The organism is Actinacidiphila sp. DG2A-62 (genome assembly GCF_035825295.1).
Classification (GTDB): domain Bacteria; phylum Actinomycetota; class Actinomycetes; order Streptomycetales; family Streptomycetaceae; genus Actinacidiphila.
This window is the reverse complement of sequence record NZ_JAYMGI010000002.1, coordinates 6,689,592-6,705,000: the sequence shown is the minus strand read 5'-3', so window position 1 is coordinate 6,705,000 and position 15,409 is coordinate 6,689,592. Positions and strand designations below refer to the sequence as shown.

Here is a 15,409-nt window from a genome sequence, read left to right as displayed (position 1 = left end):
GTGATGCGCAGACCCCCGTCGGCGAGAGGCGGCGGCGGCCCGAGTTCAGGATGCGGATGGCTCAAAGGTCGATCTCTCCATATTCGGCGTTCGTGTGGTGCGTATTCAGTTGTGAAGTCTGTGTGTCACAGGTGTACCCCGCCCGCGGCGAGATCCTTCCTGAGCTGGTCGGCCTGTTCCCCGGTGAGTTCCACCAGGGGCAGCCGGAGGGGTCCTGCGGGCAGTCCGCGCAGCGCGAGGGCGCTCTTGGCGGTGATGACGCCCTGGGTACGGAACATGCCGGTGTAGACGGGCAGCAGGCGCTGGTGGATCTCGGCGGCCTTGGCGACGTCGCCACCGGTGTACGCGTCCAGCAGGGCGCGCAGCTCGGGGGTGACGATGTGGCTGACGACGGAGACGAAGCCGACGGCGCCGATCGACAGCAGCGGCAGGTTCAGCATGTCGTCGCCGGAGTACCAGGCCAGGCCGCTGCGGGAGAGGGCCCAGCCGGCGGCGGCGAGGTCGCCCTTGGCGTCCTTGTTGGCGACGATCCTCGGGTGCTCGCCCAGCCGGACCAGGGTCTCGGTCTCGATGGGGACGCCGCTGCGGCCGGGGATGTCGTAGAGCATCACGGGCAGACCGGTGGCGTCGGCGATGGCGGTGAAGTGCCGGTGCAGGCCCTCCTGGGGGGGCTTGCTGTAGTACGGCGTGACGGCGAGCAGGCCGTGGGCGCCGGCGCGCTCGGCCCGGCGCGCGAGCTCCACGCTGTGCGCGGTGTCGTTGGTGCCGACGCCGGTGACGATGTGGGCGCGGTCGCCGACGGCTTCGAGCACCGCCTTGACGAGGTGCTCCTTCTCCTGGTCGCTCGTGGTCGGCGACTCCCCGGTGGTGCCGTTGAGGACGAGCCCGTCGTTGCCGGCGTCGACGAGGTGGGCGGCGAGGCGCTGGGCGCCGTCGAGATCGAGGGCGCCGTCGGCGGTGAACGGCGTGACCATTGCGGTCAGCACCCGGCCGAAGGGGGCCTGGGGGGTGGAGGTCGGAGCCATGGTCCCCACGGTACTGGGTGGGTGTGTCAGGACGCAGCCGTGGGACCTGCGGAAAGGACTCCGGCGCTGCCTGCTCGGGGGTTCAAGCAGCGCCGGGGTCCGTTTCTGCAGCCTAGATGAACTTCACGAATGCCTGCAATCCGAACACTTCGGACATGTATCAGGGGGCGACTCGGCCATTCGCGTTGAACGCGGCATGGGTCAGCGGCATCAGCTCCGCCCACAGGGCCTCCATGCGCTCCCCCACCATCTCGATCTCGCGCTGCGGGAAGGACGGGACCCGGGCCAGTTCGTGCTGCGTGCGCAACCCGAGGAAGTGCATGAGCGAGCGCGCGTTGCACGTCGCGTACATCGACGAGAACAGTCCCACCGGGAGAGTGGCCCTGGCCACCTCCCGCGCCACCCCCGCCGCCAGCATGTCCTGGTACGCGGCGTACGACTGCGCGTACGACTCCTCCATCGCGGCGACGGTCGCCTTGTGCTGCTCGGGCGTGCCGTGCACGAACTCGTACTTCCCCGGACGCCCCTGCTGCACGAGCTTGCGGTCGGCCCCCGGCACGTAGAACACCGGCTGCAGCTCGCGGTAGCGCCCGGACTCCTCGTTGTACGACCAGCCCACCCTGTGGCGCATGAACTCGCGGAAGACGAAGATCGGGGCGCTGACGAAGAAGGTCATGGAGTTGTGCTCGAAGGGGCTGCCGTGGCGGTCCCGCATGAGGAAGTTGATCAGGCCCTTGGAGCGCTCGGGGTCCTTGGTCAACTCGGCCAGGGACTGCTCGCCCGCGGTGGAGACCCGGGCCGCCCACAGGACGTCGGAGTCCGAGGCGCTGTGCTTGACGAGCTCGACGCTCACGTCGTCACGGAACCGGACGCCGGCGTCGGGCGCCTCTGGCGCTTCGGGCGTCTCGGGGCTGTCGGGCGCGTCGCGGACCTCGGCTGCGGATGGCTGGTCAGTGGACACCGAGGGGGCCTTCCTGTTTGGCTGCAGTGCGCCGCCCAGCCTAAGCGGTGGGTCCGACAGTGGGGCGTACCCGGCAGGCGCGGCCCGGATGTTGGCCGTCGCCGCGTTCACGGCTAGCCTCACCCGACGAAGCCCTGCCGCAATGCCTTGCCGGAACCAGAGGATCCTCCGCGTGTCCCTGCCCTACGACTCCCCGGCCGCCGTCGACGACGAGTTCGCGACCGGTCGGCCGCTGCCGCACGCCGTCCACGACCGCTGGCTGCGGCCCTACCGTCCGGGCCCCTGGCGGGTGGCCGTCGCCGCGCTCGCCCTGATGCTGGCCGCTTATCTGATGTTCGCCGCGGTGATCATGGTCGCCGCGAGCAGCGTCGACGGCGCCGTGACGTGCCTGGTCTGCGCGGTCGTGGTGATCGCCGCGACGCTGCGGCTGCTGCGCACGGGTGTGTGGCTGAGCGGCAAGGGGCTGCGTCAGGTGGGCTTCTTCGGCACGGTGACGGTGCCGTGGTCGAAGGTCGCCGGCGTGCGCACCGCCCAGCAGCCGGTGAAGGTCCTCGGGCTGCCGCGGACCGTGATGGGGCAGGCGCTGGTCATCACCCGCAAGGGCGGCGGGCCGCTGCGGCCCATGCTGACCGACCACAACGCGGACTTCCTCGGCCGGGTGGAGGCCTTCGACATCGCCGCCGACGCCATCGAGGGCTGGTCGGCCGAGCTGCGCTGAGCACGGCCGGCGCCGGGCCGCACGGCCCCGGCTCACGGGCGAGCCGCCCCGAAGCCGCCCGCCGCTCGCCCGTCAGACCGTCACGTCCTGCGGCACGTCCTTGCCGTCGTGCAGCGCGATGGCCCGTTGCATCGCCTTGCGGGCGCGCGGCGTGTCGCGGGCGTCGAAGTACGCGATGGCCAGCCGGAACCAGTTGCGCCAGTCGTCGGGGGCGGCCTCGGTCTCGGCGCGGCGCTTGGCGAAGACCTCGTCGGCCGAGTCGCGGTCGATACGGCCGCTGGGGGTGCGCTTCAGCTCGTCGACCGGCAGGCCGCCCTCCGCCTCCAGTTCGCGGCCGAGCCGGCCGGCGTGCCGGGCGAACTGGGTGGTGTGCCACAGGAACCACGCGCCGATCAGCGGCAGCACCAGGACGGCCACGCCGAAGGCCACGGTGACCGGGCGGCCGTCGGCGATGAGCAGCACGCCGCGGTCGCCCACCAGGACGAAGTAGAAGACCAGTGCGACCGCGGAGGCCGCGTAGCTGAGCCGGGCGCCCATGGCGGTCAGGCCCCCTCGGAGACGGCGCCACGGCCGACACCCGCGCCCGCGTCCGTGTCCGCACCCACGCCGGCATCCGTGCCCGCATCCGCACCTGTGGCCGCGCCCGCGTCGTCGCCCAGGAAGTGCTCCAGGCCGAAGGTGAGGCCCGGCACGCCCGGGACCGTGCGCGCGGCCAGCAGGATGCCCGGCATGAAGCTGCTGTGGTGTAGGGAGTCGTGCCGGATGGTGAGCGTCTCGCCGGTGCCGCCGAAGAGGACCTCCTGGTGCGCCAGGAGCCCGCGCAGCCGTACCGAGTGCACCGGGACGTCGTCGACACGGGCGCCGCGGGCGCCGTCGAGGGCGTGGGTGGTCGGGTCGTGCTGCGGGCCGCGTCCGGCCGCCGCGCGGGCCGCGGCGACCAGCTGCGCGGTGCGGGTGGCGGTGCCGCTGGGCGCGTCGGCCTTCTTGTCGTGGTGCAGCTCGATGATCTCGACGGACTCGAACCAGCGGGCCGCCTGCTGGGCGAACCGCATGGTCAGCACCGCGCCGATGGAGAAGTTCGGGGCGATGAGCACACCGGTGCCGGGCGAGCCGGCGAGCCAGCCCTCGACCGCGGCGATCCGCTCCGGGGTCCAGCCCGTGGTGCCGACCACGGCGTGGATGCCGTGGCCGACGCAGAACTCGACGTTGTCCATGACCGCGTCCGGGTGCGTCAGCTCCACGGCGACCTGCGCACCCGCCTCGGTGAGCGCGCCGAGGTCGTCACCGCGGCCGAGCGCGGCCACCAGGTCCAGGTCGTCGGCGGCCTCGACGGCGCGTACCGCCTCCGAGCCGATCCGCCCCTTGGCGCCGATGACGGCCACACGGAGCTTGCTCATCGTTTCCCGGTCCTCCGGTTCGTCCAGAAGGCGCCGCCCCGGGGAGGGGCGGCGACCCGCACCTTACGGCCGCCGGGCGCACGGGCGGCCACGCGCACCTTACGCGACGGCCTCGTGCAGCCGCGCGGCCTGTTTGTCCTTCACCGGCCCTATGACGGCCAGCGAGGGCCGCTGCCCCAGCACGTCGCGCGCCACGTCGCGCACCTCCTGTGGAGTGACCGCCGCGATCTTGGCCAGCAGGTCGTCCACCGACAGCTGCTCGCCCCAGCACAGTTCGCTCTTGCCGATGCGGTTCATCAGCGCGCCGGTGTCCTCCAGGCCCAGCACGGTGGAGCCGGACAGCTGGCCGACGGCCCGCTGCAGCTCCTCGTCGGACAGGCCGTGCTCGGCGACCTGGTGCAGTTCGTCGCGGCAGATCTTGAGCACCTCCTGCACCCGGCGCGGCTGGCAGCCCGCGTAGACGCCGAACATGCCGCAGTCGGCGTAGGAGGAGGTGTACGAGTACACGCTGTACGCCAGGCCGCGCTTCTCCCTGACCTCCTGGAACAGGCGGGAGCTCATCCCGCCGCCGAGCGCGGCGTTGAGCACGCTGAGCGCCCAGCGCCGCGGGTCGGTGCGGGACAGGCCGGGCATGCCGAGCACCAGGTGGGCCTGCTCGGTGCGCCGGTCCAGCACCTCCACGCGGCCGGCGGTGCGCAGGGCGCGGGCGCCGCCGCGCGGCGGCCGCGGCTGTGCGTCGGCGTCCCGCAGCGCGCCGGCCCGGTCGAAGGCGCGGCGGACCTGGCGGACCACGCTGGCGTGGTCGAGGTTGCCCGCGGCGGCCACCACGAGCCGGGTGGGGTCGTAGTGCTTGCGGTAGAAGCGGGCGACCTGGTCGCGGGTGAGCGCGTTGACGCTCTCCACGGTGCCGAGGACCGGGCGGCCCAGCGGCGAGTCGCCGAGCAGCGCGGTGGTGAACAGGTCGTGGACCTGGTCGCCCGGGTCGTCCTCGGTCATCGCGATCTCCTCCAGGACCACGCCGCGCTCGGCGTCGAGGTCCTCCTGGCGGATCAGGGAGGAGGTGAGCATGTCGCTGACCACGTCGATGGCCAGCGGCAGGTCGGTGTCGAGCACCCGCGCGTAGTAGCACGTGTACTCCTTGGCGGTGAAGGCGTTCATCTCGCCGCCGACGGCCTCGACGGCCGCGGAGATCTCCAGGGCGCTGCGCCGCTCGGTGCCCTTGAAGAGCAGGTGCTCCAGGTAGTGGGTGGCGCCGCTGAGCACCGGGGTCTCGTCGCGGGAGCCGACGCCCGCCCAGATGCCGAAGGTCGCGGAGCGGACGGTGGGCAGGGTCTCGGTGACGACCCGCAGGCCGCCGGGCAGGACGCTGCGCCGCACGGTGCCGACGCCGTCGGAGCCGGGCAGCAGCGTGCGGGTCCTGGTGGCCCGCGTGCGGACGGCCCGCCCCTCGGTGGAGGGGCGGGCCGTCGCAGCGGTGGAGCGGCTGGTCACTTGGCCGACTCGTCCTTCGCGCCGTCCTGGGCGCCGTCCGCCTCGTCCTCGCCGTCGATGACGGGGATCAGCGAGAGCTTGCCGCGCTGGTCGATCTCGGCGATCTCGACCTGCACCTTGGTGCCGACGCCGAGGACGTCCTCGACGTTCTCCACGCGCTTGCCGCCGGCCAGCTTGCGGATCTGCGAGATGTGCAGCAGCCCGTCCTTGCCCGGCATCAGCGACACGAAGGCGCCGAAGGTGGTGGTCTTCACGACCGTGCCCAGGTAGCGCTCGCCGACCTCGGGCATGGTCGGGTTGGCGATCTGGTTGATCATCGTGCGCGCGGCCTCGGCCTGGGAGCCCTCGGTCGCGCCGATCAGGACCGTGCCGTCGTCCTCGATGGAGATGTCGGCGCCGGTGTCCTCCTGGATCTGGTTGATCATCTTGCCCTTGGGGCCGATGACCTCGCCGATCTTGTCCACCGGGATCTTGATGCTGATGATCCGCGGCGCGTTCGGGGACATCTCGTCCGGGGAGTCGATGGCCTCCATCATCACGTCGAGGATGTGCAGCCGCGCGTCGCGGGCCTGCTTGAGGGCCGCGGCGAGCACGGACGCCGGGATGCCGTCGAGCTTGGTGTCCAGCTGGAGCGCGGTCACGAAGTTCTTGGTGCCGGCGACCTTGAAGTCCATGTCGCCGAAGGCGTCCTCGGCGCCGAGGATGTCGGTCAGCGCCACGTAGTGCGTCTCGCCCTCGATCTCCTGCGAGATCAGGCCCATGGCGATGCCGGCGACGGGGGCCTTGAGCGGCACGCCCGCGTTCAGCAGCGACATGGTGGAGGCGCAGACCGAGCCCATCGACGTGGAGCCGTTGGAGCCGAGCGCCTCGGAGACCTGCCGGATCGCGTAGGGGAACTCCTCGCGGGTCGGCAGCACCGGGATCAGGGCGCGCTCGGCGAGCGCGCCGTGGCCGATCTCGCGCCGCTTGGGCGAGCCGACGCGACCGGTCTCGCCGACGGAGTACGGCGGGAAGTTGTAGTTGTGCATGTAGCGCTTGCGCGTCTCGGGCGCCAGCGTGTCCAGCTGCTGCTCCATCCGGAGCATGTTGAGCGTGGTGACGCCCAGGATCTGGGTCTCGCCGCGCTCGAACAGCGCCGAGCCGTGCACCCGCGGGATCGCCTCGACCTCGGCGGCCAGGGTGCGGATGTCGGTCACGCCGCGGCCGTCGATGCGCACCCGGTCGCGGATGACGCGCTGGCGGACCAGCTTCTTGGTCAGCGAGCGGTAGGCAGCGGAGATCTCCTTCTCGCGGCCCTCGAACTGCGGCAGCAGCTTCTCGGCGGCCAGGCCCTTGACCCGGTCCAGCTCGGCCTCGCGGGCCTGCTTGCCGGCGATGGTCAGCGCCTGCGCCAGCTCGTCGGTGACCGCGGACTCCAGCGCCTCGAACACGTCGTCCTGGTAGTCCAGGAAAATCGGGAACTCGGCGGTCGGCTTGGCGGCCTTGGCGGCCAGCTCCGACTGCGCCTTGCACAGCACCTTGATGAACGGCTTGGACGCCTCCAGGCCGGCCGCGACGACCTCCTCGGTGGGCGCCTCGACGCCGGCCTCGATCAGCTTGATCGTCTTGTCGGTGGCCTCGGCCTCGACCATCATGATCGCGACGTCGCCGTCGTCGAGCACCCGGCCGGCCACGACCATGTCGAAGACGGCCTCCTCCAGCTCGGTGTGGGTCGGGAAGGCCACCCACTGGTTCCGGATCAGGGCGACGCGGACGCCGCCGATCGGGCCGGAGAAGGGCAGGCCGGCCAGCTGCGTGGAGCAGGAGGCGGCGTTGATGGCGACCACGTCGTAGAGGTGGTCGGGGTTGAGCGCCATGACGGTGGCGACGATCTGGATCTCGTTGCGCAGGCCCTTGACGAAGGACGGGCGCAGCGGGCGGTCGATCAGCCGGCAGGTCAGGATGGCGTCCTCGGAGGGACGGCCCTCGCGGCGGAAGAAGGAGCCGGGGATCCGGCCGGCCGCGTACATGCGCTCCTCGACGTCCACCGTGAGGGGGAAGAAGTCGAAGTGCTCCTTGGGCTGCTTCGAGGCGCTGGTGGCCGACAGCACCATGGTGTCGTCGTCCAGGTAGGCGACCGCGGAACCGGCGGCCTGGCGGGCCAGCCGGCCGGTCTCGAAGCGGATGGTGCGGGTGCCGAAGGCGCCGTTGTCGATCACGGCCTCGGCGTAGTGGGTCTCGTTCTCCACTCTCGGGTTTCTCCTCGTCCTCGCCCGCAGGGCGTCTCCCTGCGGGCCATCGGTGGAGGGGCGTCCCGCCGGGGCCGGTCTTCGATCGAAGCCGCCGGGTGGGGGTGCCATCCGGGGGCCACTACCGAGGACCGGCGTATGCGGCGGATAGGAGGACGCTCCTCCTCATTCGTTGTCAACGGCACCATTGCACCAGACGACGCGTGGATCGCGCACGTCCTGTGCACAGCCCGTCGCCGGGTGCATACGGGACCGGTTCATCCGGCACATATGCCGAAGGGAGCGGCCCCGTCGAGACGGGAACCGCTCCCTCCACGGCGTCCTAGCGAACGCCCGCCGCGCCGGCACGGATGCCGAGGCGCTCGCGGAGCTCGCGGAAGCGGGTGATGTCCTTCTTGGCCAGGTACTGCAGCAGACGGCGGCGCTGGCCGACCAGGATCAGCAGACCACGACGGCTGTGGTGGTCGTGCTTGTGGGTCTTGAGGTGCTCGGTCAGGTCCGAGATCCGGCGCGACAGCAGGGCGACCTGGACCTCGGGGGAGCCGGTGTCGCCCTCCTTGGTGCCGAACTCGGCGATGATCTGCTTCTTCGTCTCGACGTCGAGCGACATACGGACTCCTTGGGTGTGATGGGGCCTGCGAGCGCCCCCGGTCTTCGTCTCGGGGGTATCTCACGGAACTCGCGAGGCTCGGCCGCACGGTGCGGACGCGTGGGTGCGCCGAAGGCGCATGTGAACGCGCGTGAACACATGTGTGCCGTCACCCAGGGTACCAGTCCGCGGGGGCGTTCCTACCCGCGGGTCATGTGGCTCCCCGCCGCAGATCATGTGGCTCCCCGCCGCGGGTCACGCGGTCGTCCGGGGGTCCGGGAGCCGGTGGCGGGACGGTGCCGCGCGGGCGCGTCGACGGCCGGTGGGCCGCCCCGCCGGCGGACCCCCCGACGGCCGATCGCCGTGGAGAACGCAGCCCGGAGTGGCCTGACGCCGGAAGGCTACCGGCGATTAGTCTTGGGCTGAACGGGGAGGGTGAACCGGTCGCCGGGTGCTGTGAGAAGGCCCGCAGCGGCGGTTGACCGCAAGTCACCAGGAGGCATAGTGAGCAGCGATCGGGACGAGAACGGCGTGGCCGGGGCCGCCCCTGTCGAGGACGCGTCCGAGTCGGACTACACGGGCGAGTTCGACCTCGGGCCGCGGCTGCCCGCCTGGTACATGCAGGATGCCTCCAGCCGTGGTGCGACGGCGTCGCGCGAAGCGGACGACGCGGAAGAGGCGGCGCACGAGGCACAAGGCCACGAGGCACAAGGCGCAGAGGACGCGCAGGAGCCCGGGGGCGCCGGCGCGCGGGACGCCAGGGAGGCGGACGTACGCGAGGGGGAGCGTCCCTCAGCGTCGACGGCGAGGGACGCGCGTCCCTCCACCTCGCCCACCGCGTGGTCCCCCGCTGCCTCCGCCTCCGCGGGGTCCTGGTCCGCGGCCTCGGTCCCCTCGTCGCTGACCGTGCCGGACGCGTCCGGGGACGCGGGCGACGACGGGGACGGGGACGGGGACGGAGACGCTTCGGGCGGCGCCGGGGCGGACTCCTCGCGCGCCTCGGACGCCTCGGGCGCCCGGGGCTCCAGCGACTCCGCGGACCGTCCGGCGTACGGCGGGGGTTCGGAGCGCGACGCGGAGCCGTCGTGGTCGGCCTCGTCGTTGCCGCCGGCGCCCCCGGTCGCGCCGACGGCACCGGCCGCGCGGCCTGGGTGGGGGGCCGATGCCGGCTCCGGCGCGCGTACGGGCTCGGACCCGTGGTCGAGTTCGGGGTCGCGGTCGGGTTCGGGATCAGGGTCGGCATCGGGTTCGGGATCGGGTTCGGGCGGCGCCGCGGGAGACGCGGCCGACACTTCCTACGCCACTGGTTCCGCCGACATTTCCCCGGACAGTTCCGCGGACGGCTCCGAGGACGGGGCGACGCCCGCCGTGTCCGCGCCGCCGCGCCCGGACGCCACGCTGCGCTTCTCCGCGGCGGCGATGCGCCGCCAGATCGAGGAGCGGGCGGGCGAGAAGCTCCCGGAACGGGTGGAGGACACGGAGCCGGTGGACGAGCCCGAGACCGACGCGCCCCGCGCGCGCGAGGACGCACCCCCGCCGCCCGCGCCCCGGGACGTACCGCCCGCGCGCGAGCCGCGCGAGCCCGCCGCCCGGGATGCCCCGCAGGACCCTTCTCGGGGCACTCGAGACGACGCCCCGGAGGAGGCTCCTGGCGAGGACGCCAAGCCCGCCAAGCGCCCGCTGGTGTGGACCCCGCTGACACCCAACGCGAACCCGTGGGCCCCCGCCCCGCCGCAGGGTCCGCTGCCGCCGCTGCCGCCGTCGTACGAGCGCGCGGACGTGCCGCTGCACCCCGGCGGCCCCAACCCGCCCGCACCGAGCGCCGGCGTCTATCCCCGCCGGCCGGCGCCCCCGCCGCGCCGTCGAGGGACGCGAATCCGTCCGCGCCGCAGGCCGAGGCCGCGCCGCCCGCTCCCCAGGCTCCGCAGACGCCCCAGGCGCCGCTGCACCCGGGTGGGCCCAACCCGCCCGCGCCGCCTGCCGCTTCGGCCTTCGCCGCGCCCGGCGTGCCCTCGCCCGAGGCGTCGGGACCGGTTCCGCCGGCGGCTCCCGCGCCCGCGCCGCAGGGAGCCGCGGGGCTCGACTTCCCGCCGCCGACCGGGCGTCCGGTGACCCCGGGCGGCTACGGCTTCCCGCCGGCGCCCGCGCCCGCCGCCGGGCCCGAGGCGAACCCCCAGGAGCCGGTGGCGGGCTTCCCCCCGCCGTCGGGACCGGCCGCGCAGCTCCCGTTCCCGTCGCAGTCCCAGCCCCAGCCCCAGCCGCCGGTGCAGGCGCAGTCCCAGGCGCCGACACAGTCCCAGGCGCAGCCCCAGCCGCCGGTACAGGCACAGCCTCAGCCGCACCTGCCGCCGCCCGCCGCCGAGCAGCCCGCCGCGCCGCAGGGGTACGGCTATCCGCCGCCTGCCGCGGCCGCACAGCCTCCGTCCCCGAGCGCCGGTGCGCAGCCCGGCGCGCCCGTTCCCCCGTCCGTACCAGGCGGTTACGGCTTCCCGCAGCAGGCGCAGGCCCAGCCGCCCGTACCCGAGCAGGCGCAGCCGCAGCCCGCGGCGGCCGTTCCCGTGGCGCCCGCTCCCGCGGCGCCGCAGCCCCCTGCGGTGGAGGCGCAGCCGGCCGCGCAGGCCGGGCCGCAGCAGCCGGCCGCGCAGGGGGGTTACGGCTTCCCGCCGGCGGGTGGTGCGGGCCTGCCCGCTCCGTCCGATGCTCCTGCGGCCGGGGCGGAGCGGCTGCCCGCGCCGACGTCGTACGCGCTGCCGCCGGTCGACGCGCGGGCGGCGGCGCCGCAGGGCCAGGACCCGGTGCCGCCCGGCGGCATCCCCCAGCAACAGCAGCAGAGCGCGGCGGAGTTCGGGGCGCCTCACGCCCCGCAATCGCTCCAGAGCCCCCAGGTCCCCCAGGCCGCCGCCGGACCGGGGCAGGACGCTCCCGCGCAGGGCGGCTACGGCTTCCCGCAGCAGGCGCAGCCGCACGCAGAGCCGGGGCCGCTGCCGCCGCTGTCGGCGCAGGGCGGTTACGGCTTCCCGCAACCGCAGTCAGGTGTGCCGGGGCAGCCGAGCTCGGCGGGACAACCGGGTGTCGCGGCACAACCCGGTGCGCCCGGCGTTCAGGCCGCCGGTCAGCCGGCGCAGCAGCCGGGGCAGTTCCACCAGCCCGGTCAGCCCGGTCAGCCCGGAGCGCAGGGGCTGCCCATTGCCCCGCAGGAGCAGGCCGGCCCCGCCGCCGCGCAGGCCGGTCCGCAGGCGCCGCAGCCTGCGGGCCCGGTCGACCCGCGGGCCGGCGGCTGGCCGACGGTCACTCCCGACCAGCGCCAGCGCACGTCGCAGGGCGGGGCGCCGCTCGGCTACACCGCCGCGGTCGAGCTGTCCTCCGACCGGCTGCTGCGCAACCAGCCGAAGCCGAAGAAGCCGGGGGCCAACGCCCAGCCGTCGCGGTTCAGGCTCGGCGGCAAGAAGGAGGAGGCGGAGCGGCAGCGCAAGCTGGACCTGATCCGCACCCCTGTGCTGTCGTGCTACCGCATCGCGGTGATCAGCCTCAAGGGCGGCGTCGGCAAGACCACGACGACCACCGCGCTGGGCTCGACGCTGGCCAGCGAGCGGCAGGACAAGATCCTCGCGATCGACGCCAACCCGGACGCGGGCACCCTCGGCCGCCGGGTGCGCCGCGAGACCGGCGCGACCATCCGCGACCTGGTGCAGGCCATCCCGTACCTCAACAGCTACATGGACATCCGCCGGTTCACCTCGCAGGCCCCGTCCGGCCTGGAGATCATCGCGAACGACGTGGACCCCGCCGTCTCGACGGCGTTCAACGACGAGGACTACCGGCGCGCGATCGACGTCCTCGGCAAGCAGTACCCGGTGATCCTGACCGACTCCGGCACCGGGCTGCTGTACAGCGCGATGCGCGGCGTGCTGGACCTGGCCGACCAGCTGATCATCGTCTCGACGCCCTCGGTCGACGGCGCGTCCAGCGCGAGCACCACGCTCGACTGGCTGTCCGCGCACGGCTACGCGGAACTGGTCTCGCGCAGCATCACGGTCATCTCCGGGGTCCGCGAGACCGGCAAGATGATCAAGGTCGAGGACATCGTGGCGCACTTCAGGACGCGGTGCCGCGGCGTGCAGGTCGTGCCGTTCGACGAGCATCTGGCGGCCGGCGCCGAGGTCGACCTCGACATGATGCGGCCCAAGACCCGCGAGGCGTACTTCAACCTGTCCGCGATGGTCGCCGAGGACTTCGCCCGCGCTCAGCAGGCGCAGGGCCTGTGGACGCAGGACGGCTCCAACCCGCCGCCGGTCCAGGCTCCCCCGATGCCGGGCCAGCCGACCGGCCCCTACGGAGGGGTCCCGGGACCGTACGGCGCACCGGCGCAGGGCGCTCCCGCGGGGTATCCACAGCAGGGCGCGCCGGGCGGTTACCCGGGGCAGCCCCAGCCGGGGCAGCCCCAGCCGGGGCAGCCCCAGCCGGGACAGGGGCAGCCGGGACAGTCCGGGTACGGGTATCCGGGACAGGCGGGCCAGCAGCCGGAGCAGTCCGGGCAGCCGGGCCCGGCGGGGCAGCCGGGCCCGGCGGGGCAGGTCCCGCAGCAGTTCGCACCGGCGCCGGGGCAGGTGCCGCCCGGCCAGTACGGGGGCGCGCCGCAGGCTCCGCAGCCGTACCCGCAGGCGCCGCAGGACCCCGCCGCGCAGCAGCCCTTCCAGCCGCAGTCGTTCCAGCCCCAGGCTCCCCAGCCGCAACAGGGCTGGCCGCAGCCCGGCGGTCCCGGGGCGGGGCAGCCGGGTCAGCCGCAGCCCGGTCAGTTCGGCGAGCCGGGCCAGTCCGGTCAGCCGGGCGGGTTCGGGCAGGCGGGCGGGTTCGGCCAGGCGGACGCGCCCGGACAGCCGCCTGCGGCGGGGCAACAGCCGCAGGACCCCCCGGGCTACGGATATCCGCCGCCCGCCCCGCAGCAGTAAGGCGGGTAGGGGGCAGCGGGGGCGGCGGGGCCGTCCCGGCAGGGTTCCGGCAGGGGCCGTCGCGCGAATCCGGCGCGGCGGCCCCTGCGGCTGTTCGGGTGAGCCGTACGACGCCGGTCGTACACGGCGTCAGACCGGGGTGGCACGGGAGCGGAAGCGGAATCCGCCCGTGGTCCGTCGCGGCGGCGGGATGCGGCGGCGACGATGGAGATCCACCGTCCGACAACGCATCATCTGAGGACCACCCCATGATCGAGGCCCATTCCCTGACCAAGCGCTACGGCGAGCGCGCTGCCGTGACCGACCTCAGCTTCACCGTCCGCCCAGGCGTGGTGACCGGCTTCCTCGGGCCGAACGGCGCGGGCAAGTCCACCACGATGCGGATGATCCTGGGTCTGGACGCCCCCACGTCCGGCCGGGTGTCCGTCAACGGCAAGGAGTACGCGCAGCACCGCGCCCCGCTGCACGAGGTGGGCGCGATGCTGGAGGCCCGCGCGGTCCACACCGGCCGCAGCGCCTACAACCACTTGCTGGCGCTGGCGGCCACGACCGGGATACCGCGGCGCAGGGTGGACGAGGTCATCGGGATCGTCGGTCTGGACGAGGTCGCGAGGAAGCGGGTGGGCGGCTTCTCCCTGGGCATGGGCCAGCGGCTCGGCATCGCCAGCGCGCTGCTGGGCGACCCGTCCACGCTGGTGCTGGACGAGCCGGTCAACGGGTTGGACCCGGAGGGCATCCTCTGGATCAGGAATCTGCTGAAGGACCTGGCGGCCGAGGGCCGCACGGTGCTGCTGTCCTCACACCTGATGTCGGAGATGGCGCTGACGGCCGAGCACCTGATCGTGATCGGCCGCGGCCGGCTCATCGCCGACACCTCGGTGGCGGAGTTCGTGGGGTCGGCGGCCGGGGTGTCGGTGCGGGTGCGCACCGAGTCGGCGGAGCAGTTGCGCCGGCTGCTGGTCGGGCCGGACGTGTCGGTGGCCTCGCTGGACGCGCAGGTGCTGGAGGTGACCGGGCTGACCAGCGACCGGATCGGCCGGATCGCGGCGGACGCGGGCATCGCCCTGGCGGAACTGACCCCGCAGCAGGCCTCGTTGGAGCAGGCCTTCATGGAGATGACCAAGGACGCCGTCGAATACCAGGCGCCCGCTCGCGCGACGGAGGTTCAGGCGGCATGACCACGACCACGATGACGGCGGAGCCCGCGCCGCGGACCAGCGCCCCGGCGCCCCGCGGGGAAGTCACGCAGCTGCGGGTGCTGCACTCGGAATGGATCAAACTGCGCTCGCTGCGGTCCACCTTCTACACGCTGCTCGCGGCGGTGGTCGCGCTGATCGGTCTGGGGGCGCTCTTCTCGGCCTTCACCGCGAGCCACTGGCCGAGCATGTCGGCCCATGAGAAGGCGACGTTCGACCCGGCGCTGACCAGTCTGCGCGGCTTCTTCCTGGCGCAGCTCGCGGTCGGTGTGCTGGGCGTGCTGATGATCAGCGGGGAGTACGCCACCGGGATGATCCGCGCCTCGCTGTCCGCGGTGCCGCGCAGGCTCCCGGTGCTGTGGGCGAAGGCCGCCCTGTTCGCGGCCGTGGTGCTGGTGGTGACGACGGTCGGGTCGGTGATCGCCTTCCTGCTCGGTCAGTCGCTGATGTCCTCGCGCCACATAGGCATCTCCCTCGGGGACCCCGGGGTGCTGCGCTCGGTGCTCGGCGTGTCGCTCTACCTCACGGTGGTGGGGCTGCTCGGGGTCGCGATCGGCGCGCTGATCCGGAACACCGCGGGCGGCATCGCCACGGTCTTCGGGTTGCTGCTGGTGGTGCCGGTGCTGGCCGAGGCGCTTCCGGCCTCCTGGGGCAACCACGTCAACCAGTGGCTGCCCAGCAATGCCGGGCAATCGGTGGTCGCCCTGCACCACGAGGCGCATACGCTGCAGCCGTGGACGGGTTTCGCGGTCTTCTGCCTCTACGCGGTGGTGGCGCTGGCGGGCGCGGCGGTCCTGCTGAAGCGCCGCGACGCCTGACGGGGGCCGGGGCGGTGCGGGGGCGGCAGGCGGTGGC

12 protein-coding genes and 1 pseudogene (1 of these 13 running past the window's edge) are annotated in these 15,409 nt (G+C 73.6%); 4 read left to right on the top strand and 9 right to left on the bottom strand.

Going from position 1 to position 15,409, the window contains the following annotated elements; translation table 11 throughout:
- The 3 genes from VSR01_RS30150 to thyX form a co-directional block, all read right to left on the bottom strand.
- Window positions 1-65, bottom strand: the 5' end (the start) of a protein-coding gene (locus VSR01_RS30150) for a ribonuclease J (protein ID WP_326452190.1). The gene continues 1,621 nt to the left of window position 1, outside the view; 65 of the gene's 1,686 nt are visible here — the first part of the coding sequence; the start codon lies at window positions 63-65; the stop codon falls past the left edge of the window.
- Window positions 66-125: 60 nt separating this feature from the next.
- On the bottom strand, window positions 126-1,025 hold the full coding sequence (gene dapA, locus VSR01_RS30145) for a 4-hydroxy-tetrahydrodipicolinate synthase (protein WP_326452189.1): 900 nt from the start codon (window positions 1,023-1,025) through the stop codon (window positions 126-128).
- A gap of 160 nt (window positions 1,026-1,185) precedes the next feature.
- Window positions 1,186-1,878: an FAD-dependent thymidylate synthase gene (gene thyX, locus VSR01_RS30140; protein WP_326452188.1), complete on the bottom strand. Its 693-nt coding sequence runs from the start codon at window positions 1,876-1,878 to the stop codon at window positions 1,186-1,188.
- Window positions 1,879-2,158: 280 nt separating this feature from the next.
- On the opposite strand from thyX, the gene VSR01_RS30135 reads away from it, so the two are divergent.
- A complete protein-coding gene (locus VSR01_RS30135) occupies window positions 2,159-2,704 on the top strand; it encodes a PH domain-containing protein (protein WP_442785577.1) in 546 nt (181 codons plus the stop codon).
- Window positions 2,705-2,776: 72 nt separating this feature from the next.
- Here VSR01_RS30135 and VSR01_RS30130 read toward each other — a convergent pair whose 3' ends face one another.
- The 6 genes and pseudogenes from VSR01_RS30130 to VSR01_RS30105 form a co-directional block, all read right to left on the bottom strand.
- Window positions 2,777-3,241: a hypothetical protein gene (locus tag VSR01_RS30130; RefSeq protein WP_326452187.1), complete on the bottom strand. Its 465-nt coding sequence runs from the start codon at window positions 3,239-3,241 to the stop codon at window positions 2,777-2,779.
- 119 nt (window positions 3,242-3,360) lie between these two features.
- Window positions 3,361-4,101: pseudogene (gene dapB / locus VSR01_RS30125) on the bottom strand (4-hydroxy-tetrahydrodipicolinate reductase); the annotation flags it as partial.
- Window positions 4,102-4,200: 99 nt separating this feature from the next.
- Window positions 4,201-5,592, bottom strand: coding sequence for a M16 family metallopeptidase (locus VSR01_RS30120; RefSeq protein ID WP_326452186.1), 1,392 nt, complete (start codon window positions 5,590-5,592; stop codon window positions 4,201-4,203).
- Window positions 5,589-7,820: a polyribonucleotide nucleotidyltransferase gene (locus VSR01_RS30115; RefSeq protein ID WP_326452185.1), complete on the bottom strand. Its 2,232-nt coding sequence runs from the start codon at window positions 7,818-7,820 to the stop codon at window positions 5,589-5,591. Before VSR01_RS30115 ends, VSR01_RS30120 begins: the two co-directional genes overlap by 4 nt.
- A 322-nt stretch (window positions 7,821-8,142) precedes the next feature.
- Window positions 8,143-8,430, bottom strand: a complete 288-nt coding sequence (gene rpsO / locus VSR01_RS30110) for a 30S ribosomal protein S15 (protein WP_033173003.1) — start codon at window positions 8,428-8,430, stop codon at window positions 8,143-8,145.
- Window positions 8,431-9,704: 1,274 nt separating this feature from the next.
- Entirely contained in the window at window positions 9,705-9,887 is a 183-nt protein-coding gene (locus tag VSR01_RS30105) for a hypothetical protein (protein WP_326452184.1), read from the bottom strand.
- Between the two features lie 528 nt (window positions 9,888-10,415).
- On the opposite strand from VSR01_RS30105, the gene VSR01_RS30100 reads away from it, so the two are divergent.
- The 3 genes from VSR01_RS30100 to VSR01_RS30090 all read left to right on the top strand — a co-directional run bounded on the left by VSR01_RS30100 (window position 10,416) and on the right by VSR01_RS30090 (window position 15,372).
- A complete protein-coding gene (locus tag VSR01_RS30100) occupies window positions 10,416-13,358 on the top strand; it encodes an AAA family ATPase (protein WP_326452183.1) in 2,943 nt (980 codons plus the stop codon).
- 248 nt (window positions 13,359-13,606) lie between these two features.
- Window positions 13,607-14,536, top strand: coding sequence for an ATP-binding cassette domain-containing protein (locus VSR01_RS30095; RefSeq protein ID WP_326452182.1), 930 nt, complete (start codon window positions 13,607-13,609; stop codon window positions 14,534-14,536).
- Window positions 14,533-15,372 (top strand): ABC transporter permease, encoded by an 840-nt coding sequence (locus tag VSR01_RS30090; RefSeq protein WP_326452181.1) that lies wholly within the window; start codon window positions 14,533-14,535, stop codon window positions 15,370-15,372. The genes VSR01_RS30095 and VSR01_RS30090 overlap by 4 nt, the downstream gene beginning before the upstream one ends.
- Window positions 15,373-15,409: the final 37 nt, after the last annotated feature.